23 protein-coding genes and 4 pseudogenes are annotated in these 23274 nt (G+C 64.6%); 20 read left to right on the top strand and 7 right to left on the bottom strand.

What is annotated here, in order from left to right:
* Positions 1-366 precede the first annotated feature (366 nt).
* Complete coding sequence (locus F6X51_RS24435; RefSeq protein ID WP_150966392.1) at positions 367-624, top strand: hypothetical protein; 258 nt, start codon at positions 367-369, stop codon at positions 622-624.
* A gap of 421 nt (positions 625-1045) precedes the next feature.
* The gene (locus tag F6X51_RS24440) at positions 1046-1660 is read left to right on the top strand and encodes a PAS domain-containing protein (RefSeq protein ID WP_191970249.1); all 615 of its coding nucleotides are present in this window, start codon (positions 1046-1048) and stop codon (positions 1658-1660) included.
* On the opposite strand, the gene F6X51_RS24445 is transcribed toward F6X51_RS24440, so the two are convergent.
* Complete coding sequence (locus F6X51_RS24445) at positions 1654-1911, bottom strand: hypothetical protein (RefSeq protein WP_150966396.1); 258 nt, start codon at positions 1909-1911, stop codon at positions 1654-1656. The genes F6X51_RS24440 and F6X51_RS24445 overlap by 7 nt on opposite strands.
* Positions 1912-2265: 354 nt before the next feature.
* Between F6X51_RS24445 and F6X51_RS24450 the strand changes: the two genes are divergently transcribed.
* Positions 2266-2760 (top strand): PAS domain-containing protein, encoded by a 495-nt coding sequence (locus F6X51_RS24450; RefSeq protein WP_191970250.1) that lies wholly within the window; start codon positions 2266-2268, stop codon positions 2758-2760.
* Between the two features lie 197 nt (positions 2761-2957).
* Here the strand turns inward: F6X51_RS24450 and F6X51_RS24455 are convergent, their stop codons facing one another.
* The gene (locus F6X51_RS24455) at positions 2958-3218 is read right to left on the bottom strand and encodes a DUF6894 family protein (RefSeq protein WP_150966400.1); all 261 of its coding nucleotides are present in this window, start codon (positions 3216-3218) and stop codon (positions 2958-2960) included.
* Between the two features lie 450 nt (positions 3219-3668).
* On the opposite strand from F6X51_RS24455, the gene F6X51_RS24460 reads away from it, so the two are divergent.
* Positions 3669-4520 (top strand): hypothetical protein, encoded by an 852-nt coding sequence (locus F6X51_RS24460; RefSeq protein ID WP_150966402.1) that lies wholly within the window; start codon positions 3669-3671, stop codon positions 4518-4520.
* A 54-nt stretch (positions 4521-4574) separates the two neighbouring features.
* A complete protein-coding gene (locus F6X51_RS24465; RefSeq protein WP_150966404.1) occupies positions 4575-5087 on the top strand; it encodes a hypothetical protein in 513 nt (170 codons plus the stop codon).
* Between the two features lie 82 nt (positions 5088-5169).
* On the opposite strand, the pseudogene F6X51_RS28750 reads toward F6X51_RS24465, so the two are convergent.
* Positions 5170-5598 (bottom strand): annotated as a pseudogene (locus F6X51_RS28750) (HNH endonuclease); the annotation flags it as partial.
* A gap of 365 nt (positions 5599-5963) precedes the next feature.
* Between F6X51_RS28750 and F6X51_RS24475 the strand changes: the two are divergent.
* From F6X51_RS24475 to F6X51_RS24495, 4 genes are all read left to right on the top strand, one after another.
* Complete coding sequence (locus F6X51_RS24475) at positions 5964-6215, top strand: DUF6894 family protein (protein WP_150966406.1); 252 nt, start codon at positions 5964-5966, stop codon at positions 6213-6215.
* Positions 6216-6402: 187 nt separating this feature from the next.
* Positions 6403-7137, top strand: a complete 735-nt coding sequence (locus tag F6X51_RS24480) for a Crp/Fnr family transcriptional regulator (protein WP_150966408.1) — start codon at positions 6403-6405, stop codon at positions 7135-7137.
* Positions 7138-7215: 78 nt separating this feature from the next.
* Complete coding sequence (locus F6X51_RS24485; RefSeq protein ID WP_407658676.1) at positions 7216-7515, top strand: DUF6894 family protein; 300 nt, start codon at positions 7216-7218, stop codon at positions 7513-7515.
* A 317-nt stretch (positions 7516-7832) separates the two neighbouring features.
* Positions 7833-8270 (top strand): MAPEG family protein, encoded by a 438-nt coding sequence (locus tag F6X51_RS24495; RefSeq protein WP_407658678.1) that lies wholly within the window; start codon positions 7833-7835, stop codon positions 8268-8270.
* A gap of 140 nt (positions 8271-8410) precedes the next feature.
* Here the strand turns inward: F6X51_RS24495 and F6X51_RS24500 are convergent, their stop codons facing one another.
* The gene (locus F6X51_RS24500) at positions 8411-8647 is read right to left on the bottom strand and encodes a DUF6894 family protein (protein WP_150966412.1); all 237 of its coding nucleotides are present in this window, start codon (positions 8645-8647) and stop codon (positions 8411-8413) included.
* Between the two features lie 329 nt (positions 8648-8976).
* On the opposite strand from F6X51_RS24500, the gene F6X51_RS29100 reads away from it, so the two are divergent.
* Both F6X51_RS29100 and F6X51_RS29105 read left to right on the top strand, forming a co-directional pair.
* Positions 8977-9714 (top strand): cytochrome b, encoded by a 738-nt coding sequence (locus F6X51_RS29100; RefSeq protein ID WP_150966415.1) that lies wholly within the window; start codon positions 8977-8979, stop codon positions 9712-9714.
* Between the two features lie 76 nt (positions 9715-9790).
* A pseudogene (locus F6X51_RS29105) lies at positions 9791-9964 on the top strand (MBL fold metallo-hydrolase); the annotation flags it as partial.
* A gap of 164 nt (positions 9965-10128) precedes the next feature.
* Here the strand turns inward: F6X51_RS29105 and F6X51_RS24520 are convergent.
* Positions 10129-10974, bottom strand: a complete 846-nt coding sequence (locus F6X51_RS24520) for an IclR family transcriptional regulator (protein WP_150966417.1) — start codon at positions 10972-10974, stop codon at positions 10129-10131.
* Between the two features lie 188 nt (positions 10975-11162).
* On the opposite strand from F6X51_RS24520, the gene F6X51_RS24525 reads away from it, so the two are divergent.
* The gene (locus tag F6X51_RS24525; protein ID WP_150966419.1) at positions 11163-12182 is read left to right on the top strand and encodes a TRAP transporter substrate-binding protein; all 1020 of its coding nucleotides are present in this window, start codon (positions 11163-11165) and stop codon (positions 12180-12182) included.
* Positions 12183-12253: 71 nt separating this feature from the next.
* Here F6X51_RS24525 and F6X51_RS29110 read toward each other — a convergent pair.
* Positions 12254-12355, bottom strand: a pseudogene (locus tag F6X51_RS29110) (hypothetical protein); the annotation flags it as partial.
* Between F6X51_RS29110 and F6X51_RS24535 the strand changes: the two are divergent.
* From F6X51_RS24535 to F6X51_RS24550, 4 genes and pseudogenes are all read left to right on the top strand, one after another.
* Positions 12346-13515: an acetyl-CoA acetyltransferase gene (locus F6X51_RS24535; protein ID WP_150966421.1), complete on the top strand. Its 1170-nt coding sequence runs from the start codon at positions 12346-12348 to the stop codon at positions 13513-13515. The pseudogene F6X51_RS29110 and the gene F6X51_RS24535 sit on opposite strands and share 10 nt — an antisense overlap.
* Positions 13512-15128: an acyl-CoA synthetase gene (locus tag F6X51_RS24540; RefSeq protein ID WP_150966423.1), complete on the top strand. Its 1617-nt coding sequence runs from the start codon at positions 13512-13514 to the stop codon at positions 15126-15128. Before F6X51_RS24535 ends, F6X51_RS24540 begins: the two co-directional genes overlap by 4 nt.
* Positions 15129-15251: 123 nt before the next feature.
* Positions 15252-15629: pseudogene (locus tag F6X51_RS24545) on the top strand (NAD-binding protein); the annotation flags it as partial.
* 38 nt (positions 15630-15667) lie between these two features.
* Positions 15668-16816: an amidohydrolase gene (locus F6X51_RS24550; protein WP_150966425.1), complete on the top strand. Its 1149-nt coding sequence runs from the start codon at positions 15668-15670 to the stop codon at positions 16814-16816.
* Between the two features lie 372 nt (positions 16817-17188).
* Here F6X51_RS24550 and F6X51_RS24555 read toward each other — a convergent pair whose 3' ends face one another.
* Complete coding sequence (locus F6X51_RS24555; RefSeq protein ID WP_150966427.1) at positions 17189-18103, bottom strand: LysR family transcriptional regulator; 915 nt, start codon at positions 18101-18103, stop codon at positions 17189-17191.
* 140 nt (positions 18104-18243) lie between these two features.
* Between F6X51_RS24555 and dctA the strand changes: the two genes are divergently transcribed.
* The 4 genes from dctA to F6X51_RS24575 all read left to right on the top strand — a co-directional run bounded on the left by dctA (position 18244) and on the right by F6X51_RS24575 (position 22995).
* On the top strand, positions 18244-19575 hold the full coding sequence (gene dctA / locus F6X51_RS24560; protein WP_150966429.1) for a C4-dicarboxylate transporter DctA: 1332 nt from the start codon (positions 18244-18246) through the stop codon (positions 19573-19575).
* A gap of 57 nt (positions 19576-19632) precedes the next feature.
* Positions 19633-20796 carry a mandelate racemase/muconate lactonizing enzyme family protein gene (locus F6X51_RS24565; RefSeq protein WP_150966431.1) on the top strand — a complete coding sequence of 388 codons (1164 nt, stop codon included), beginning with the start codon at positions 19633-19635 and terminating at the stop codon, positions 20794-20796.
* 170 nt (positions 20797-20966) lie between these two features.
* A complete protein-coding gene (locus tag F6X51_RS24570) occupies positions 20967-21929 on the top strand; it encodes a 2-hydroxyacid dehydrogenase (protein WP_150966433.1) in 963 nt (320 codons plus the stop codon).
* 40 nt (positions 21930-21969) lie between these two features.
* A complete protein-coding gene (locus tag F6X51_RS24575; protein ID WP_281407661.1) occupies positions 21970-22995 on the top strand; it encodes an isocitrate/isopropylmalate family dehydrogenase in 1026 nt (341 codons plus the stop codon).
* Positions 22996-23274 lie beyond the last annotated feature (279 nt).

Raw genomic sequence — 23274 nt, forward strand, 5'->3', positions numbered from 1 at the left:
CGGCGCTCTCCTTCGCCGACCAACCTCTCACCCGGCTATCCGTTTCAGCCCGCTCGGACAGCGCTCTAGGAACGGCGGTCCTGGATTATGCGGTTCGGGTTGCTGGTCTTGGCCGTCGTCAGTCCTGAGGCTTCTGAGCGCGCTACAGGCCCTCGTATTTCCGGTAGAGCACTTCGAGGAGTTCGGGGGCGCCGCCCTGCTCGCGCCAAATCTTACGGACCATCCGCCTCATCGCTTGGCGCTGTGTGTCGTAGGACTTGCGGCGCTCTCCTACCAAGTTACTCCATCACCGTCTGTGCGCACACGATGCGCATGGCTCCGCCACTTTGGACTTGGGATTACGCCTGGGGTGGGCGCTGGACGGTAATGAGGTTCATTGTTGAACCTGCGGCGATAGAAGATCCCGAGCTTCCAGCGTTCCATATCTCGTGCGCACTTCGTCCTGGAGGGAACGGGCTTGCCCGCTATGAGGAGATCAATCGCCTCATCTGTCCGGCGCGGCCAATTTTGCGCGCGGCGGTGCTTGTGGTCGATCCGATGCGTCATGACAGCATCCTCTCGCCAGAGGAGCCCCGCCGCCTGGGGGTGGGAAAAGCGGCGGGGCCGTCGCTGTTCGGCGACTGAGCCGTGTCGCAGCGGCTCACCGGCAGGGTCGGCCGACGCGGTTAACGAGACTTGAAGATCCGGGAGGCCAGCCGCTTTAGTGCGGTTCACGGCAATCCAAGAAGCGCGGACATCATCAAGCCCGTCCCCTGGATTGCCGCCCGTTCGGGTTGAGGGGAAGCCGTCCCGGGACCGGGATCTGAGCACGAATGGAGATGATCCGGAAGCCGGGACGGATAGGAAAACGTCCCATCTTTCACCGCCTCAGTGGATGAATACAGCGCTCGCGCTTGCGGCAGAAATCAAAGCGTATTGCGCATCATGTAAATCAATTACACATCCATTGCTCAGATCTTTTCGACCATCTTTCACGCGTCCGCTGGAACATCCGCCTCCCGACCAGATTGGACTGATTATCTGCAATCCCAGGGGACCTCCCGTCATGGGTCAAGATGAACCGCCGCAACGTGCGTTAAACTCCGCGCTCCAAGCGGCACTGAACGCTTCCGGCTTCGTCGGCACATGGGAGACCGACCTCAGCAAGGCCACGGTCTACCCTTCAGGTTCGTTCGCAAGCCTCATCGGCGTTGACGCGCAGCACGCCACCAGCGGTGTTCCTCTCGCTGACTTTCTGCAAGGCGTCCATCCTGACGACCGTGAGCGGATCGCGGCCCTCACCCACGAAGCCCATGAAACCGCAGGACGCTTCGAGGCCGAATTCCGCACGCTCGACCTGAATGGCCTGACACACTGGATCGCTGCGCGCGGTCAGGTCGAAACCGATGCACACGGCAAAGGCTTGCGCTGCCTCGGCATTGCTGTCGATGTGACCGACACGCGCCAAGGCGATACGGCGGACGCAGAGAGGGCCCTTCGGACGACGAACCAGATCGTCGAGGCCATCGTCTCTGTGCGGCATTCGATCGGCACCCTCGGCGTGCCCGTCCTGCAGACGCTGGTCGACCTGCTATTGTTCGAACTCGGAATGGAGCTCAGTCGACGCGCCGGCCGGCCGGCGGGGGCAGAGCTCCAGTCTCGATCACAGCACCTTCACTGACGCGGCCGCGCAGCCGATTGGATGAAATCGAGGAGGTACTGACGTGTCCTATGATCCTCGATCTTGAGGTATGCCTGCAAGAGCACCGAGGCCTCGAACAAGCTCGGCACTTCACCAGCCCGTGCCCGCGCCTCATCGCCGCTTCGGCCAAGCAGGGCAGTGGTGATGCCAAGCGCATCTGCGATCTGGTTTAGTGCCTGCTCTGCGGCTGCCGGTAGCGGCACCATCCGAGGATCATTCCCGTCGCTCATGAAGCCATCAGCTTCTGCTGTCCCCCTCGTACTTCCAGCACCATGGTAAGCCATCTGGTCCTCTTTTGTGGCGCTCTGTAGCCACGCCTGTTGAGGCCAGGATCGCTTGCACCGAACGTTCCCAACCAAGCTGCATACAATGCACGTTATGCGATTGTTGGTTGCGTTCATTTTCAGGTTGTAACGAGAAGTTGAACGATGGGCGATCATCCCTTAGCGGTCGACGCTCTGGAAAGGTGATTTCGCGTGCGAAGTCGAACACACGATTGGTCGATCAAACCCTTTGGAGACCAGACAATCGTCGCGTCGGCCGGGGGAGTCGCTGGCACATGGGTTTGGACGGCCGAGAGCAACGTGCACGTCCTCGATCGTGATGCGGCAGAGATCCTGACCGGTGACCCAGATCTAGCTGACACCGAATTGCCGCTGGAGACGGTGATCCAGCGTCTCCATCCAGATGACCGGGCGACGTTCCTGGCCGCCGTGGAACGGGCTGAGCGCGAGAGTGGCGTGGTGGTTGTGGAGTACCGCGTACAGACGCCAGAAGGCACGCGCTGGTTACTGGATCACGGGCGAACTTACCCCGCAACGGCAGGCATGCCCGCTCACGGGCATGGTGTCCTAATCGATGTAACGCACCAGAAATTGCAGGCTGTAGAACCAGTCCATCAACCGGCTCAAGCGAGGGCTCCCTTGGATCGAGCGGCAGAGCACGCCATTGCGACCCGCGAGGCAATCGATGCGGACGGCAGCGCCTCGCTCCGTCTGCTAATCGACATGGTGCTTCTGGAAATCGGGCGTGTGATTGCGCGGCGCGTCGCGAAAGACCGAGCGACAGGCCTCAATTGAGCGAGCTGCCCCGCCGCCCGATCTGATCCCGGGCCGGCGGGGAGGGTCGTTCATCTCACGTGCGAGCCGGTCCGCAACTCGGCTCGTAGGCAGGGTGCCGGAGGCGCGCTACCTGAGCCTCAAGCTCCTGCGGCGTCCATCTGTCCAGAATGGGAATGTCGCGGCCTAACCCGCTTCGAAGAAGACGTATGGCCCGCCTATGCCCCCGTGGCCCCCGCATGAGAAATCGCCGGCGCTTCTGTCACGATGAAGTTCAAGCAGAACAGGATGAGACCGACGCTATCGGTCACCTCCAAGCGCCATTCTTCGCCCACGGCCAGCCGAGTAGCCTCATCCTCCAACAGCGCCCCAGCATAGCGGATCGCCTCTCGACGCGCGAACGTCGTATTCGGCAATTCCGTCCCGTCGTCATCAAGCAAGCTACGACCATCATGGACGTTGAAATGATAGCGAGGCACGCACTGCTCCGGGCCATAGGAAGCGAGAACGCAAGGCTCTCAGTCACCGGCTTGCCAAGGAGTAGGGCTGATGATGAGCTCTCATGACATACGGCCCAAAGATCGCGCCAACATATGACGTGTTTCGCGATGATCGTGGGCACGACAGCGAGCGCGCGGCGAATGCGCGATGATGAGCCTAACAGTGCTCTTCTGCATTGTCCGATTTTCGAATGAGAGGTCGATGCGCCACTGCGTGAGGCAAAAACGCATCATCTTCCCGGCGACACCGTAGGGCAGCCTCAAGCCATTCTGGGAGGTTGGCGGCCACACTGCGGCTCAGGCCGAACCGACACTACAGCTTCGGTTGGGGCAGATTTGGCCGCCAAGCTCATCATGCCCGCATAATGTTTGAGCATTTCTCGCAATTTGGCTTGAAGGATCAGCTCGGCGACGCGAGTTACGTCTGTGATGCGCAGGCGTTCATCGATCCAACTTGGTGATCTTGACCAGCACGGTGGCCCAAGCGCCCTCGTCCTCCTCAATCGCGTTCATCATCCGTTGCTGAAGCGACGTGAGTTGCTGACTATCCTCCTCGTGGCCTCCGGTGCATCGTTTGCCACGATTATTCCGCTGAAACTCGACTCGGTTGAGAAATTGTCGCTCGTCGATGTGCAGGTCGAACCGGCGCCGTTGGATCTGAGTGCTGAAGCACCTGATGTGGTTCCGCTTGCGTCTCCTCTCACAGTCGAGGCCGATAGAACACAACCGGAGGAGGCTCGTACGCTGGGTCCGGCAGCGGCACAGCAATCCAGATCTTTAGAGCTTGGCCTAAACGCGCATGGCAATGAGGCTGTGAAGGAACTCAACCCACTCGGATCAGTGCGGGTGGAAGGGGTTCGTACAACACTCGATGTTCAGCAGAGAGGCCCATCAGCGGAACGCTCACCACCAGTGCAGGCCGACCTTATCGAAGCGCCGTCCGTTGTCCCTTCTCAATTGACCAGCCCGGTTCGCATCACTCCGTCAGGACGACAGGTACGACCAGTTGAGCCTAGTCTGACATCTACGATCTCGCCAGACGAGAAGGTACAGCCTCTTGTCCCGCATCTCAGAAGGCCACGCCTGACGCTGCAATCACGCCGAGGTCGTGCTCCGAGCGCGCAATCCGCCTCATCGGAGATCGGTGCTACCGGCACGATTCTAGCATTGCGCGCAACGTCCAAGCTTCATCGCGGCTCCAGTCAAGTTTCCGCTCCACAGACGCTGAACAAACCCTCTGCGCCATGGGAATTGCCTTCGTCCCTCGCGCCGACTGATTGACAGCCACCCGCATACAACGACCAATATGTCTTCATCTCAGGCCGGAGCAACTTCATGATACGCAGGGCGATCCTCAGCGGCGTGCTCACTGCCTTCGCCTCAAGCATCTACTTCTTACTTGATCCACCCATCACGCTTGCGGCCGGGGAGGCGAACTCGTCCGCAGCCACATGGCAGATGCCATGGCAAATTTCGCCCATCTCGCCGGTGTCCGAGGCCAGCGGTGAGAAGACGGTTCTCTCGTTTGTCTGGGGCACGGGCTTTGTGAAGGGCACGCCGGAAGCATTGGCTTCGATCGGCCGCCCGCTTGCAGGCTCACCGATCCCCAGCCGGACGTTGGACACGTGCCGGACAACCGTTTGGAGCGAGGCGAGCAAGGTCGGTGCGAAGGACATTGAAGCTGTGCCGGTGGCTGCCGACAAGCAGGACCGAAAGGGACATTATTTCGCTCCGGTCCTGATGCGGGTCACGTATGTTCGACCGCTGGCTTTAGAAGTTCGCCAGTCGATGTTGATCTGCGTCGTTGACCGCTCCGGCAGCATCGTGGATGCCTACACGCCTGAGTAACAGAGCCTTGCTTCTCGCCGACTGGGCCCAGGTTAGCTTCGCCTGAGCCAAGCGCGGTATATTGAGTCCAATCACGCATACGTCCGCCGAACAGATCCCCACGTGCCCTTCTGCGGAACAGCGTGACCCAACGCCGCCGCTGATGCTCAGGGCGGTCGTGCAGCGTGTGACAGCATTGGCAGAAAGCCACGAGGTTCGCGTCCGCGTTGTTCGAGGTCTCTTGATCGCGATGGGCGGTGGCCGGCACCACCTTGGTCAGGCGCCTGGCCGTCAGATCCGCAATCATCGCGGGCTCACGAAGGGGCGGCCCGGCGGCATCGCGCCAGGTGCCGACCGGAGCGTCCCACCACCGATCATCATTGAGACAGTCGATCGACTGCCCATGCGGGCGTCCACAGCCCTCACAACAGCCCCCTGCCCTCCGGAACCGGATCACGGCTGAGAGCTGCGGCCAGTCGATGGGATCGAAGAAGCGGTGTTCGCGCCGGATGGGCTTGCCACAAGTGGCCACGCTTCCGGGCTGTTCGGCAAGCGCTCACCGGAGGGCGGGATCACGGGCGGCTCGCGTTCCGATAGGGTCATCGACGTCGGTTCCCTCACGGCTTTGGGTCACAGGCCCCAAGCGTGCAGAACCACTTCGGCGCGTGCGTCGACCGATCCCTTAGGTCAAGCCCTATTGGAACGACGTCCAAACAGGCAGGTGCCCCAGCCCACGAAACGGCCGTCCTGATGCAAATTGCCCGGGCAAACCCAATCCATGATGGCGCAGGCCCTGCCCGTCCGTGCGACAACGGACCATCGTTGGCCGAGATCCTGGCCGTCAGCGGCTGCGAGACCTGTGTGCTCCCGCCTGTCTTGCATTCTGCGGAGAGCCCAATGCCACGCTATTTCATTGATACTGACGATGAAGCGTTCGCGGTCCACGACGATGAGGGCCAGATCTTCCGCGATCTGAGTGCGGCGCGCGATATCGCGCACCGCGTTTTGCCCGAGATGGTGAGGCAGAAAAGGCCGAACGACGACGGCCACACCTTCACGGCCAGCGTGCGAGACGAGAGCGGCACAGTGGTGTACGTCGCTACTCTGGCGTTCGCGGGTGAGTGGAAAGTGCCTCGGCCAACGCGCTGAGTCACAGTTTTGCCTCTCTTGAAGCAAAGCACGCCAAAAATAATTTTCCGATAGAGACTTAGTTTACCTATGAGAGTGGTCGGTAGCCATTTGTGTTCTATGTTGCGCTCATCGCCCGCCGGTTGAGACAGGCGCGGGTGGCTGGAAGAGGCGCGCGCTTCCGCCTGCGAGGCAAGGCGCGGCATCGATGGCCTCCGATCATTCGCTGAACATGCTCGTCCGTAGATTGGACAGCATCGCCACCCTCTCAGACGCGGAGCGTCAGGCTATCGAGAGCCTGCCGGCCAGAACCCGCGTTCTGAAGCCTGGGCAGGATATCGTGCGCGACGGTGACCAGCCCTCGCAGTGCTGCCTGCTGCTCAGCGGCTGGGCCTGCCGCTACAAGGTGGTAGGCGAAGGCAAGCGCCAGATCCTGTCGTTTCACATTCCCGGCGACATTCCCGACCTGCAGAGCCTGCATCTGCACACCATGGACCACAGCCTCGGGACGCTGACCGAGGCCACGGTCGCCTTTATCCCGCACGAGAGCCTACGCGAGTTGACAGTACGCTCCCCTGGCGTCGGCGCCGTGCTCTGGCGTGAGACCCTGGTCGATGCGGCGACCTTCCGCGAGTGGATGACCGGCATGGGCCGGCGCTCGGCGTACGAGCGGATCGCGCACCTGTTCTGCGAGCTTTACCTCAAGCTTGAGGCGGTGGAGTTGGCCGGTGAGCATCGCTGTCCCTGGCCCCTGACACAGGTCGATCTTGGCGACGCTACGGGCTTGTCGAACGTGCACGTGAACCGAACGCTGCAAGAGATGCGTGGCCAGGGCCTGATCACGCTGCGCGGGTGCACGTTGGTGATCCAAGCCTGGGACGAGCTTATCCGTGCCTCGGAGTTTGATCCGACATACCTGCATCTGGAGAAGCGGGCCACCTGAACCGCTCCAACGGCTGGCGCCTTGCGACCGGTTGCTCCGTCTTGAATGCGCCAGGGATCAGGACGCCGCTTTGGGGGGTTGAGCCTCGAACGCCGCTCACGGCGTACGCTTCTGTTTCAGGTGGAGTTGTTGGTGCCGCGCTATTTTTTCGACATCAGATCTGCCGGCTCGCCGCAGGACCGGGACGACGAGGGTACGGAGTGCGCCGACCTCGCTGCGGTTCGCAAAGCGGCAATGAGGGTCCTGCCGGACATCGCCAGGGACGACATTCCGAAGGATGGCGACCGGCAGACATTCACCGTGGTCGCACGGGACGAGGACGGGCAGGCAGTCTACACGGCGACGCTCACGTTCGCGGGATTGCAGCTTCTCCGGTAGCCCAGTTGCGACGCATCATGATTCCACCTCCGCGAGCCGGGCGGTTCGATAACACCCATCCAGCGCACAGTGGCGCCCTCCTACGGAAACCCGCTCCCCGAGTGGCCCTTGAACGCGTTCACCCGGCGGAGGTAGCGGACGACCGTCCGGGTATATCGGTGCCCGCTCTGATCCATGATCCGAACGCGATCGGCGCCACGCTCGGCTGTCGTCGTGGTGTAGCCAGATCGAACGCCATGTGATCTACCCAAATTCACTCGGCTTCAGTGCCGAGCATAGTTGGATCCACGATCCACGAGCCGGCAAATTTGATCCAGATGCCGGCCAGTTGCCCTACTGCCTTTCAGGTTTTGGAGATCCGCGTGACGTTTCCTGCGACCACGGCGTTCTATACCGGACTGTTCGCCATGCTCTATGTCGGGCTGTCTGCCTGGGTTGTAGCCACGCGCGTCAATTCTGACGTCCTGCATGGAGATGGGGGAAACGAGACCCTAGAGAAGCGCATCCGTGCTCAAGGCAATTTCGGCGAGTACGTGCCATTCGCTGTGCTGCTGATCGCGCTCCTCGAAGCTGGTGGCTCCGGGCATACCTTGGTGCAGTCTTTGTTGATCGTCCTTCTGGTCGCCAGAATTCTGCATCCCTTTGGCATGCTCGCACCGAAGAACTCGGCCCAACAATATGCCTGTCGCGGTGGTGGTATCCTCGCGACGTTCATCGTCATCGCGGTCGCGGGAATCGCGCTACTTCTTCGCTAGGCCTAAACTTTTAGAAATGCCTGCGCTTAGTTTGCGGTCACGCTGGAGGCCGGAGATGTCGAGGCATTCCTCACCGCCTCATCTCGCTGCCAGACTTACAACGCGCGCTGGACCATCACCAATGTTTTGGTGCGCGATGCTTATGGCAGCCATTCTGGAAAAAGTGAGAGCCGCGCGCGAAACAGGACTTTCCCGGCCTCATCGGACACATGCGTCAGGCAATCTCGCCGATCCCCAGCAGGCCTTGCATCCTTGGCGACGTTGAACAGGGTGCTGAGAGCTTCGTCCCGTGCTGCGTTTATGTCAGGAAATTCCTGCCCGTCATCATCGAAGCTGCGGCGGCAGCCGTCATGAAAATCAAAATAGTAAAGCGGCATCAGGCCCTCCGCTTTATGCAAGAGCGAGCAAATCGACTCGCTATCCGCCAATGCAGAGAATTTCGGTCGATTGGCAGAGCGAGCGCCACCTTCGATAAATGTGCAATAACATGGATTATGTCTTCGGCAGTTAGGCGTTATCGCGGTACGTACTCATTAGTACGCGATCATGGTGACGTCCCCACTCTGTGAAGGTTGCTTTCGCGACAAGAATTGGGTGGGCAACGCCTACAGGAAACCCGATCCGAAGTGATCCTTGAAAGCGTTGGTCCTGCGGATGTAGCTGACGACCATCCGGGTGTCCCGGTGTCCGGACTGGCGCTGCAGAGGTGAGAGCGGGCGCGACATACGCACTGCGGAGCGGCGGCCTGAGCGCAACGACGCGCGTGCTGCACTGGAGCGTCGCACTCGGCATCCTCCTCATGCTGGCCTGCGGCTTCTGGATTCAGTGGCTGCCCGATGGCCCGGGCAGGGGCGTGGCGATCCGCGCACATAAATCCACGGGGCTGCTCGTCCTCGCGCTCGTCCCTGCCCGTGTTCTGTGGCGTTGGCGCGAGGGGCTGCCGGGTCCAGCCGGACGGCATGCTCCCTGGGAGCGACGCGCCGCCCGCATGATGCACGGCGCGCTGATCGCCGCGACCCTCTTGATGCCGCTCTCGGGGATCGCGCGCTCCCTGGCCTATCCGCGCGCACTCGCCCTGTTCGGGCTGCCCCTGATCCCGCAATGCTTCGAGACGCGGCAGCAGACGCTCTACGCCGCCTCGGCCGCGCTGCATGTCCGAGGCGATCGCCGACAACCCCACCCTGACGCTCCTGATGGCCGAGAGCGCGACCGAGGTGCTCGGCATCGCGGCCCGCAACACGGCCGGCAACGAGTTCCGCGCGCGCGCCGGTTCCGCCGACGGAGGCGCGGATCGGGCAGGCCGAGGGAAGACTGTGATGCCAAGTCTCGAACGACCCCGGGGCCTGACCCGCCGCGCCGGCCTCACGCTCGGGCTCGCGGCCGCCACCGCGTCAGCCTGCGGCCCGACCGGCGCGGACGCGGCCCCGCGCCGCTACGCCCTTGACCCCGTCCGCATCGCGCTGGGCGTCCGGACCATCTACGGCACGCAGGAGGCGATCACAGCGGAGAATGGCGGCGCCATTGCCAACGTCACCCTGCTGGACACCAGCGAGGGCTGCGTGCTCATCGACGCTGGCCCCTCGCACCGCTACGGCATAGCCCTCGACGCGCTGGCGTGGGAACTCACCGGCAAGCCGGTCGCCCGCGTCTACCTCACGCATTTCCACGCCGACCACAGCCTCGGCGCGACCGCCTTCTCGGACGCGGTGCTCTGGGCCGGACCCGGCCTGCGCGCCGAGCTCGCGCGCTTCGGCAACGATCTCCGCATCGGAATGCCGCGCATCGAAGCGAAACTCCCGATCACCGGGCGGCTGCCCCTCCGCACAGGCCGGTGCGGAGGCGCGATTTGTGAGAGGCGCTATCGCCCGCGGGATCTTGCGGCGCCCTGCCGCAGTTGGTGCAACCTCATCGCGATCCAGTCCGCTTCGCGGCGGAGAAGCGTCTTGAGCTCGTGCCGGCGCTTCGCGTCGAGACGCCCCTCGATGGCTCCGATCGACAGCGCGCCGATCGGTCGCCCATCCTCGCCGCGAATGGCCATGCCGATCGCCCACGAGCCGGACAGCATCAGGCCGGGATTGAACGCATATCCGTTCCGGCGTGTTTCGCTGACAAGTCGCGGCAGGGCCGGCCCGGCGTAGTTCGGATACTTCTCGGACAGGATATCCGCGTTGGCGGCGATGATCTGATCGACCTCCCTGTCCGGAAGGGCCGAAAGGAGCGCGAGACTTCCGGCGCCGACGCCGAGGGGATGGCGATCACCCGCCTCGAGCGACTGCACCTTGATCGGATAGGGACCGTCCTCGCGGTGAAGGCAGATCGAATAGACGTCGTGTGCGACGGAGAGAAAGGCGGAATCGCCCGATTCCTGGCTGAGACGCGTCAGGGCCCGCATCGAAACCGGATGCAGGCCGAAGCGAGCGCTCGCGAGCGTGCCGAGCACGTAGATCTCGGGGCCGAGATGGTAGCGGCGCGTCTGCGGATCCTGGTCCAGCAATCCGGCCCGCACGAGCGCGGTCAGCATGCGGTGCACGGTCGGTTTGGTCAGGTCCGTCTGGACGATCAGATCCGCCAGGCGCGCGCCCGAGGGACCCGCACGGCCCACGAGAATCAGGAGCGTCGCCGCTCGGTCGAGGCTCTGAGCGCCACGGGCGCCCGTGGTGGTCTGAACTGCCTTGCGGGCCGAGATCGATTTTGGATGTTCCATATGATGGATCTCTGGCCGACTCGGCCGCAGCCCTTCTCGAAGGGAAAATCAGGCCGCTACGAAGGCCGCTTGACACGGTGCTGCTGCGCTTGCCTGATGGGCTTACTAAAATAATAAGGTCCACAAGATGGACCTTCAGGGTTGAGGAAGCAAGAGCTCTCCAGGGGCTCCGTCCGGGAGGTTCATCCATGCACCCATCACGCCGCCGCCTGCTGACCCTCGGCTCCTCGGCCGCTGTCGGCAGCCTCGTCGGGGCCCCACGGGTCGTCCGCGCTCAGGCCGCCGAGTTCACCTACAAGTACGCCAACAACCTCCCCGACACGCACCCCATGAACCTGCGGGCCCGTGAGATGGCGGCTTCCCTCAAGGCGGAGACCAAGGGCCGCTTCGATCTGCAGATCTTCCCCTCGAGCCAGCTCGGCTCGGACACCGACACCCTGAGCCAGATCCGGGCCGGTGCCGTCGAGTTCTTCACGCTGTCGCCGCTGATCCTGGCGACCCTGGTTCCCGCCGCCTCGATCAGCGGGATGGGCTTCGCCTTCCCGGACTACGAGACGGTCTGGAAGGCGATGGACGGGGCGCTCGGCGCGCATGTCCGGCAGCAGATCTCGAAGGTCGGGCTCGTCGCCATGGAGAAGATCTGGGACAACGGCTTCCGTCAGACGACCTCGTCGTCCCGTCAGATCCGGACGCCCGACGATCTGCGTGGCTTCAAGATCCGGGTCCCGCCCTCGCCGCTCTGGACGTCCATGTACAAGGCCTTCGAGGCCGCTCCGACGTCGATCAACTTCAATGAGGTCTATTCGGCCCTGCAGACGAAAATCGTCGATGGCCAGGAGAACCCTCTGGCGCTGATCGCCACCGCGAAGCTCTACGAGGTGCAGAAGCACTGCTCCCTGACGAACCACATGTGGGACGGGTTCTGGTTCCTGGCGAACCGGCGCGCCTGGGAGCGGCTGCCGCCGGATCTGCAGGCCGTGGTCGCCAGGCACATCAACGCGGCCGGCATGAAGGAGCGCGAGGACGTCGCCGAGCTCAACGGCAAGCTCCAGCAGGATCTGACCGCGAAGGGCCTGACCTTCAACACACCGGATCCTACCCTGTTCAGCGATAAGCTTCGCAAATCCGGATTCTATACGGAATGGAAGGGGCGCTACGGGCAGGAGCCCTGGGAGATGCTCGAGAAATTCACCGGAAAACTGGCGTGACGACGATGGCCCATCCCGAGGCCCTTCCCCTGGACGGCAGCCTTCGTTTCCCACGCTGTCGACCGGCCGCATCACCGCCGTCCAAGACGACGCACGTCGGGACCCTGTGCGTCGAGGGCCGCAGCCGAACGTGTTCCCACGCAAGCCTGACGGGAGACCTGATATGACGCGTGCCTGCATCGTGGGCTGGGCCCACACGCCCTTCGGCAAGCTCGAAGACCCGGATGTCGAGAGCCTCATGGCCCGCGTGTCCGGCGCGGCGCTCGCCCATGCGGGCGTGGCGCCCGAGCAGGTCGACGGGATCTATGTCGGCGTCATGAACAACGGCTTCTCGAAGCAGGGCTTCGAGGCCGCCCAGGTCGCCCTTCGTCAACCGGCCCTCGCCCACGTGCCCGCGACGCGCGTCGAGAATGCCTGCGCCACCGGCTCGGCGGCGCTCTACACGGCCCTCGATTTCGTGGAGAGCGGGCGCGGGCGCGTCGCCCTCGTGGTCGGCGCCGAGAAGATGACCGCCAAGCCCGTCGTCGAGACCAGCGACATCCTGCTCAGCGCCTCCTACCGCCGGGAGGAGGGCGACATCGACGGCGGCTTCGCGGGCGTGTTCGGGCGCATCGCCGCCAACTACTTCCAGCGCTACGGCGACCGCAGCGAGGAGCTCGCCCGCATCGCCGCCAAGAATCATCGCAACGGCGTCGCCAACCCCTACGCCCAGATGCGGCGGGATTTCGGGTTCGCGTTCTGCAACAGCGTCTCGGACAAGAACCCCTACGTGGCGAGCCCCCTGCGCCGCACCGACTGCTCGCTGATCTCGGACGGGGCGGCTGCCCTGGTCGTGGCGGATGCGGAGACGGCAGAGACGCTGGAGCGCGCCATCGGGTTCCGCACGCGTCAGCACGTCAACGACCACCTGCCCCTGTCGCGGCGCGACCCCACGGCCTTCCAGGGCGCACGCCTCGCCTGGGAGAAGGCGCGGGCCGCGGCCGGCATCACGCTCGACGACCTCGACCTCGTCGAGACCCACGATTGCTTCACCGTCGCGGAGCTGATCGAGTACGAGGCCATGGGCCTCGCCGCGCCTGGGGAGGGCTACCGGGTGGTGCGCGAGGGCCTGGCCGAGATGGGCGGCAGGCTGCCGATCAACCCCTCGGGCGGGCTCAAGGCCAAGGGGCATCCCATCGGGGCGACCGGCGTGTCCCAGCACGTCATGGCCTGCCTGCAGCTGATGAACGAGGCCGATGCCATGCAGGTCAAGGGCGCGGCGCTGGCGGGTGTCTTCAACATGGGCGGGGCCGCCGTCAGCAACTACGTCTCGATCCTGGAGCGCCGCAGATGACCACGGCCTGCGAGGCTCCCAGGGGCGGTGTCGCACCGGTCTCGAAGCGCGTGATGAACCTCGCGCACTTCATGCGCCGGGCGGCCCGCCGCCAGCGCGATGAGACCGGTCTGGTGTGGGGCGAGAGGACCTGGACATGGTCCGAGCTGGACCGCCGCATCGACGCCATGGCGGCCGCGCTCGCCGCGCGGGGCGTGACGAAGGGCGACCGGGTGCTGGTGCAGGCCAAGAACTGCAATCAGCTGTTCGAGTCGATGTTCGTCTGCTTCCGCCTCGGAGCCGTCTGGGTGCCGACGAACTTCCGCCAGACGCCCGGCGAGGTCGCCTACCTTGGCCGCGCCAGCGGCGCCACGGTCATGATCTGCCACGGCGATTTTCCCGACCATGCGGCGGCCGTCCGGGCGGCGCTGCCGAACCTCCGCGCGGTCGTCTCGATCGGCGCCTCAGATCTCGGTGCCGATTACGATGCGCTCGTGGCGGCCTACGACGGACGGGCCGTCGCTCCGGCTCCGGTCGACCACGACGACCCGTGCTGGTTCTTCTTCACCTCGGGCACGACGGGCCGGCCCAAGGCGGCGGTGCTGACCCACGGCCAGATGGCGTTCGTCGCCACCAACCACCTGTGCGATCTCATGCCCGGAACCACGGATCAGGACGCCTCCCTGGTGGTGGCGCCCCTCTCGCACGGTGCGGGCATCCATCAGCTGGCCCAGGTCGCGGCGGGGGCCAAGACGGTGCTGCTGACCAGCGACCGCCTCGACACCGATGAGGTTTGGGCGCTCGTCGCGCGCTGGCGCATCACCAATATGTTCACGGTGCCGACCATCGTGAAGATGCTGACCGAACATCCATCCGTCGACCTCCATGATCATTCATCGCTGCGGTATGTCATCTATGCCGGCGCACCGATGTACCGGGAGGATCAGAAGCACGCCCTGCAGAAACTCGGAAAGGTTCTGGTCCAGTACTTCGGCCTGGGCGAGGTTACCGGCAACATCACCGTGCTTCCGCCGGCCCTGCATGAGCCGGCCGACGGTCCCGGTGTGAAGGTCGGAACCTGCGGATTCGAGCGCACCGGCATGCAGGTGCAGATCCAGGATGAGCAGGGCCGTGAAGCCGCGCCCGGTCAGACCGGTGAGATCTGCGTTTGCGGGCCTGCCGTCTTCGCGGGCTACTACAATGACGCCGAGGCCAATCAGCGTTCGTTCCGGGAGGGTTGGTTCCTTACGGGTGATCTCGGGCACGTCGACGAAGAAGGCTTCTTGTTCATCACGGGCCGTGCCTCCGACATGTACATCTCGGGAGGCTCGAACGTCTATCCACGGGAAACCGAGGAGAAGGTGCTCCAGCATCCGGCGGTGGCGGAGATCGCCATCCTGGGCGTGCCGGATCAGACCTGGGGCGAAGTCGGCGTTGCCGTTTGCGTGCTGAAATCGGGCGCAGCCCTGAACGAACGGGACTTGTTGTCCTGGCTGGAAAGCAAAGTCTCCCGATACAAGCTGCCGAAGCGTGTGTTCATCTGGGACGAACTGCCGAAGTCCGGCTACGGAAAGGTCACGAAGAAGGCCATCCGGACGGAACTCGAGGCGCGCGGTTGTCTGCCCGTCGATTAGGGCAACCGATCATCCGCCCCGATTTCCCGGACATAGTTCCATCGCGACGTCCCGACGAGGCGTCGGCATGAAGGCCCAGGCTAGCATCGCGAGCGAGCAGGCCGATGCCTCAAACGGTCCGCGATGTCGGCGCGCGCGGTCCACGTCGGCTCCTCGGGGGCCGGCAACATCGTTAAGCTCGTCAACAATCTGCTCGTGGCCGCCCACCGCGTCACGACGGGCGAGGCCATGCGGCTCTCGGAAGCCGCGGGCCTGTCCGCACAGGAAGCGGTGTCGGTGGTCAACGCGGCCACCGGGCGCAGCGCGATCAGCGAAGTGATGCTCCCGCGCTGGGTCCTCCCGGGCACCTTCGACAGCGGCTTCTCCGCCGGACTGATGCGCAAGGACGTGCGCCTCGCCCTCGAACTCGCGGCCGAGAGCGGCCTCGACTTGCCGCTCCCGGCACGCGTGGGGTCGATCTGGGAGGAAACGCGAGAGCGCATCCCGGACGCCGCCGACTTCACCCGAATGGCCGACGACCGCGACGGAAGAAGAGCCCGATGTTCGACAACCACCACACGGAAGCGGCCCGGCGCGCCGGGGCGATCCTCGCCGACCTCCTGCCCGGCGACCGGATCGGCAGCGTCGTCTTCGCCGCCTTCGAGGAGGCGCGCACCGCCGCGTTCGTGGCGCGCGAGCTTGCCGCCGCCGGCCTCGCGGTCCGAACCGGCATCGGGAGGACCGGGGTCGTCGGCACGCTGGTCCGCGGCGGCGGTCCGTCGGTCGGGCTGCGGGCGGACATGGATGCGCTGCCGGTCGCGGAGACGACCGGCCTGCCGTACGCCTCCCGCACCCCCGGGGTCATGCACGCGTGCGGCCATCACGGCCACGTGGCGATGCTCCTGGGCGCCCCGCGCCACCTCGCTGCGCGAGGCGACCTGCGGGGTACGGTGCATTTCATCTTCCAACCCGCGGAGGCGTGCGAAGGCGGCGGTCGGGCCATGGTCGAGGACGGCCTGTTTCGCGACTTCCCGTATGCGAGCGTCTGGGGGCTGCATAGCTGGCCCGGGATGCCGCTCGGTGCGTTCGGCACGCGCGCCGGGGCCATCATGGCCTCGCTCGACACGTTTGAGATCCGCGTGCGCGGTGCCGGCACGCAAGCGGCCATGCCGGAGCGCGGGATCGACCCCTTCGTCCCCGCGTCCGAGACCGTCCTGGCGCTTCAGACGGTCGTGAACCGGCGCATTGCCGCCTTCGCGCCTGCGGTGGTGAGCGTGACCCAGGTCCACGGCGGCGACGCTTGGAACATGATCCCGGACGACGTCGTCATACACGGGACAGTGCGCTGCCTCGCGCGCGGCGTGGCGTCGACCCATGGCGCTGGGGCCGAGGTCGCGGTGAACCCCGGATATTCCGCGACCGTGAACGAGTGTGCCGCCGCGCCGGTAGCGCTCGCCGCGGCGCGCAGGGTGGAGGCCATCCGCTCGGTCGACCCCGAGGTCACTCCGTCGATGGCCTCCGAGGATTTCGCCTACATGCTGCAGGCCTGCCCCGGAGCGTACGCATGGCTCGGCGTTGACGGGAAGACACCGTCGCGTCCCCTGCACAACGCGGGCTTCGACTTCAACGACGATGCGCTCCCGATCGGTGCCGCCTACCGGGTCACGCTCGCGGACGAAGCCCTCGGAGCGGCACGGCGGGCCGCGTAGGGCGGCTCTCTGCGCCGGGCGCACCAATGCGGGCCGCCCAAAACGACCGACCAGGGCGTGGCCGTGGCCGCCGCCCTCAACCTGAATCGCCTCGCAGCCTGGTTCTCACCCCGACCGCTGCTCCGGTGCATTTCTCGCGCTTCGACGCTCTCGCCGCAGAGCCGTCGAATTCGCCAACAATGTCCCGATGTTTCCGCGACGCTGCCTTTTGTCCGACGGCCACCGGCAGCCGTTCCGCAAACGTCTACGACATGTCCCCGGACGCGTTCCCAACCCCCGCAGATTGAGAGGCCTACGGGAAAGTCCTGGAAGAGTTGATACGGGCACCCTATGGGAAGTCTGCGCGGACAGGAACGTTCGAGGCGGCGCCCCTCAGGGAGCGGGTGTCTCGTATCTTTGATCGGAAAGACGGTCCCAGAGCGCGTCAGCCGCATGGTTGCGGAACTCAAGGGATCGGAACAGCCTGATTTCAATCGGGACATCGAACAGGTCTGGGCCCGCGCGGACGAGGCGTCCGCGCGCTTGATCTTCGGCCGCGACGGTCTGCGGAAGCCAAGCGATGCCGTGGCCGTCCCGAGCCATCGTCATGAGCGTCGCGGCAAGATGCGATGTGAGCGCCGTCGCCGTGTGCATGTGCTCCCGATCCTGACAGGCTGCGAGGATGCGGCCGAGCCCCGAGGCTTGGCTGTAAGCAAGATATGGGACCGGCTTGCCTGCTGTTCCCGGCAGCACCCACATGGCCTGTCCATCCGCGCCGACCGCGCTGTAGGGGATGAGCACGTCGCCTCCCACCGGCAGGCTTGGGAAGCGGTCGGCCTCGAAGCGGGTTGGCGCACCCGGATGAAAGTGACAGAGCAGAAAATGCACCTCACCGGCCAGCATGACGGCTTCACAAGCCTCCATGCTGTCCGAGATCAGGTTGAGCGAGCCGAAGGCTTGAACCTGCATCAGGCGACGTATCCAGCCCGGAAAGAACGTGAACGACAAGGCGTGTGTCGCCGCGACTGACAGCGTCACCGTATCCTGATCACCGACTGCGCGCGTCGTACGACGTGCACGCTCCAGGTTCCGCACCAACTCATCCGCGGCGGGCTGAAAGTGGAGACCCGCCGGTGTCAGCGTGGCTCCTTGCGCCCCACGCGCGAAGAGAGGAGCCCCGATCCAGTCCTCAAGCGCCCGGATCCGACGGCTGAACGCCGGCTGCGTCACGTTCCGGGCGTCAGCCGCCCGCGAGAACGTCTTCAGCTCGGCCAGCGCCAGGAAGTCTTTGAGCCAGTCGTGGTCCATGCCGATGCCGTTTGCGCATAACGCGCTTCGAACATGGCATTGGCCTCTCCTGAGTGTCCAGAACTATGTTGCCAGCAAGCTCCCGTCCGAGGAGCCGCTGCCCTCCAGCGCAGGGCACCAATAAGCGGAGGAAATCAGCCATGACGGGTTGGCTAAGCCGGCTGTATGTTCAGGTTTTCATTGCAATTATACTGGGTGGTCTGATCGGATATTTCCTGCCTGACGTCGGCATCACCCTGCAGCCGTTGGCGGATGGCTTCATCAAGCTGATCAAGATGCTGCTCGCGCCAGTCATTTTTGGCACGATCGTCGTCGGCGTGGCGAAGATGGGCAACTTGAAGGAAGTCGGCCGCATCGGCGTGCGCGCCCTCATCTACTTCGAGGTTCTCTCCACCCTGGCGCTCGTCATCGGCTTGATCGTCGTCAACGTCATGCAGCCTGGCGCAGGCATGAACATCGACGCCGCGCAGATCGATGGGAGTGCCATCGCGGGCTATGCGAAGCGGGCGGAGGCGCAGCCCGGTTTCGTCGGCTTCCTGATGGACATCATTCCCTCGACGATGGTGGATGCCTTCGCCAAGGGCGCCATGCTGCAGATCATCCTGATCTCAGTCCTACTGGGCGTCGCCCTCGTCCAGGCTGGCGAGCGCGGCAAGCCGGTGGTCGCCGTCATCGACAGCCTGCTGGACGCGCTGTTTCGCATCGTTGCTATGGTAATGCGGCTCGCCCCGATTGGCGCCGGCGCCGGTATCGCCTTCACCATCAGCAAGTACGGCCTGAGCACAGTCTGGTCGCTCGCGTACCTGATGCTGGGCGTCTACATTACCTCGATCCTCTTCGTGGCAATCGTTCTTGGTGCGGTCTGCACCTGGACCGGCTTCTCGCTCACCAAGGTCCTCAGCTACTTCAAGGACGAGATCCTCATCACTTTCGGCACCTGCTCGACCGAGGCCGTCATGCCGCGCATGATGGCCAAGCTGGAGCGGCTCGGCTGTGAGAAATCCGTGGTCGGGCTGGTCCTGCCGACCGGCTACACCTTCAACGCGGACGGCACTTGCATCTACCTGACCATGGCGGCGATCTTCGTCGCCCAGGCCACCAACACGCCGCTCGGAATCGGCGACCAGCTCGTCGTGCTCGGCGTCCTGCTCCTAACGTCGAAGGGATCGGCAGGGGTGGCGGGTGCAGGGTTCGTCACGCTCGCCGCGACGCTGTCGAGCATCCACACAGTCCCGGTTGCCGGCCTGGTACTGCTGCTCGGCGTCGACCGCTTCATGAACGAGGCGCGGGCGGTCACCAACCTGATCGGCAACGCGGTCGCCACCATCGCTGTCGCGAGGTGGGAAGGCGCCTTCGACCGCACCAAGGCCGAGGACGTCTACCGCAACCGGGCGGCTGTCGCGGCTGAGGATGCCATCCCCGAGACCGAAGCCGGGCACCCGCTGCCCCGTCCGGTGGCAGTCGCGCCGTAGGTTCCGGCCCCGCCTCTCAACACCCTTCCTGCCTGGTCAACATCAAGGAGAGAACCCATGCGTATCGTCGACGTCTGCGAGATCACCAAGCCGATCTCATCCCCCATCCGCAATGCCTATATCGACTTCTCGAAGATGACCGCGAGCCTCGTGGCCGTCGTCACGGATGTCGAGCGTGACGGTCGCCGCGTCGTCGGCTACGGCTTCAATTCGAATGGCCGCTACGGCCAGGGTGGCCTCATCCGCGAGCGGTTCCGCAACCGCATCCTGGAGGCAGACCCGAAGAGCGTCCTCAACGAGGCCGGTGACAACCTCTGCCCGCACAAGCTCTGGGCAACGATGATGACGAACGAGAAGCCCGGCGGCCACGGCGAGCGCTCGGTGGCGGTCGGCACCCTCGACATGGCGATCTGGGATGCGACCGCCAAGATCGCCGGCAAGCCGCTGTTCCGGCATCTCGCCGAGCAGAAGGGCGTCGAGGCCAACCCGCGGGTCTTCGTCTACGCGGCCGGCGGCTATTACTACCCGGGCAAGGGCTACAGCGCCCTGCGCGCCGAGATGCGCGGCTACCTCGATCGCGGCTATAACGTGGTGAAGATGAAGATCGGTGGCGCGCCGATCGAGGAGGATCAGCGCCGCATCGAGGAGGTGCTGAAGGAAATCGGCTCTCAAGCACAACTAGCGGTGGATGTGAACGGTCGGTTCAACCTTGAGCAGGGCATCGCCTACGCCAAGATGCTGCGGGAGTACCCGCTGTTCTGGTACGAGGAGGTCGGCGATCCGCTCGACTACGCCCTGCAGGCGGCTCTGTCGGAGTTCTATCCCGGTCCGATGGCCACTGGTGAGAACCTGTTCTCGCATCAGGACGCACGTAACCTCCTGCGCTACGGCGGCATGCGGTCGGATCGTGACTACCTGCAGTTCGACTGCGCCCTGTCCTATGGCCTGGTGGAATACCTGCGCACCCTCGACGTCTTGCATCAGTTTGGCTGGTCGCCTTCCCGCTGCATCCCGCACGGCGGGCATCAGATGTCGCTCAACATCGCGGCCGGGCTTGGGCTTGGCGGTAACGAGAGTTACCCGGACCTGTTCCAGCCCTACGGCGGCTTCCCGGACGGGGTGAAGGTCCAGGATGGTCACATCGTCATGCCCGAGCTGCCGGGCATCGGCTTCGAGGGCAAATCGGACCTGATCAAGGTCATGCGCGAACTGGCTGAGTAGGTCCGTCGAGGCTGGACGGCGCAATCGGCGCTGTCGAGCCTCTTCCATGGTTGCATTGAGCAGCTACGACAAGGATCCCGACAACTTCCTCGCCAGCGTCAAGCTCGCAGCCCTGCGGGTCTGCCTGCGAGCTTAATGAGCCCACGCTCTAGATCGAATGAGTGCTTTCCATGAAGCCGGACGTTCTGCTGCTCAAGGCAATTTTGCCGGATACGATCCAGGCTTTGGAGGAATGTTTTACCGTGCATCGCCTGGATCAGGCGAAAGACAGGAACGCTCTTCTAGCCGCGGTCGGCCCCGTCATCCGTGCCGTTGTCGTTGGTGGGCAGGCGCCTGCAGGATCGGAGCTGTTCGCGCAGTTGCCGGCCCTTGAGATCATCGCCAACTTCGGTGTCGGGTACGATACGATCGATGTCGCATCCGCCCGGCGCCATGGCGCCATTGTCACCAACACGCCCGATGTGCTCACCGAGGAGGTCGCCGATCTCGCCCTCGGCTTGCTCCTCGCCGTCGTCCGGCGCATTCCCCAAGCCGATCGATACCTGCGGGCGGAAGCTTGGCCGAAGGCGGCGTTTCCACTTTCGGCCTCCTTGCGCGAACGCCGGATCGGCATCCTCGGCCTCGGGCGGATCGGACGTGCCGTCGCCAGGCGTCTGGAAGGTTTTGGGAGCGCTATCGCTTATCACGGCCGGAACCGCCAGAAGGACGTGGCCTATACCTACCATGCCACCGCGATCGAGCTCGCGCAGGCCTGCGACGTTCTTGTCGTCGTGGCCCCGGGCGGCGGCGCCGAGGCCCTCGTGAACGCGGAGGTGCTCGCAGCGCTCGGTCCCGACGGCATCCTGATCAACGTGGCCCGCGGAAGCCTCGTCGACGAGGCCGCTCTGATCGTGGCCTTGCAACAGGGAGTGATCCATTCTGCCGGCCTCGACGTGTTCGCCGATGAGCCACGGGTTCCCAGCGCGCTCATCGCCTTGGACAATGTCGTGCTGCTCCCGCATGTCGGCTCGGCCTCCCACCACACGCGACGAGCCATGGGAAGGCTGCTCGTGGACAATCTCGTCTCCTGGTTCGCCGGCCGAGGGCCGGTGACGCCCGTATCCGAGACGCCCTGGCTGCCGAGCGCCGGCTGACACCCCAACCGAGCCCTCCCGCCCGCATGGAGCAGATCAGATGACATCACGCCGCTATTGCGTTGCCGTTATCCCTGGCGACGGGATCGGCAGGGAGGTGGTGCCCGAGGGCGTCCGCGTGCTCGAAGCCACAGCCAAGCGGCACGGCTTTACGCTCCAGCTCGACTGGTTCGACTTAGCGTCCTGCGACTATTACGAGCGGCACGGCCGCATGATGCCCGATGACTGGAAGGCGCAGATCGGTGCTCACGACGCAATCTTCTTCGGCGCCGTCGGCATGCCGGAGCGCGTCCCCGACCACATCTCGCTGTGGGGCTCGCTCATCCTGTTCCGGCGCGAGTTCGACCATTACGCCACCCTGCGCCCCGTGCGTCTGATGCCCGGCGTACCGAGCCCGCTCGTCAACCGGAAGCCCGGGGACATCGACTTCTGGGTGGTGCGCGTGAACACGGAAGGCGAGTACTCGAACGCAGGCGGGCGCATGTTCGCCGGCACCGAGCGCGAGTTCGCCATGCAGGAAACGATCATGACCCGCCACGGGGTTGATCGGATCCTGACGTTCGCCTTCGAGCTCGCGCAGTCGCGGCCCAAGAAGCACTTGACCTCGGCGACGAAGTCGAACGGCATCTCGATCACGATGCCCTACTGGGACGAGCGCGTGCGGGCCATGGCCGAGCACTACCCGGATGTCCGATGGGACCAGTACCACATCGACATCCTGACCGCGCATTACCGAGGTCGCGATGCGGAAGGCCGGCGTCGAGCCGAACATCGTGATGGAGATCGGCAGCCGCGAGGCGGTCCGGGAGGCGGTGGCGAGCGGGGTCGGGATCGGAGTGGTCTCGAGCGCCGAGCACGTCCCCGACCCACGCATCACCTGCCTGCCGTTCGCCGATGCCGAGATCTACAACTACGCGCATATCGTCTGCCTGCAGGACCGGCGCAGTTCGAGGCTGATCAGCGCCTTCATCGACGCGGCCAGGGTGAAGAGGCTGGCCTGAGGTCGGCATCTCGGCGCGCAGAGACGAACGACACCGATCGGGTGAGGCGGATTCACCGGGCTTGAGACCGCAGCGACATTCGACGTCCCACGACAGGCACTCGCGACCTCGACAGGCATGCCGCCTGTCGCCGGGCCCCGAACCTGATCCCATGCCTCGTCCAAGGGAGGCGAACACGGCGCGGAACACGGCGCGGAGCTAGACAGCCGCGAGAGTCGTTTGCGATACACAGACTCACGTCGCACTCGCAAAGGTTCCGGTGCTTGTCACGCTACGTCAGATCGGCCAGCGTCGCTCGCCGTATTTTCATCGTCGGCGCTATACCGGTCATCGTCGCCCTTCTG

Origin of the sequence: Methylobacterium planeticum, from assembly GCF_008806345.1 — a bacterium.
Taxonomy (GTDB): Bacteria; Pseudomonadota; Alphaproteobacteria; order Rhizobiales; family Beijerinckiaceae; genus Methylobacterium; species Methylobacterium planeticum.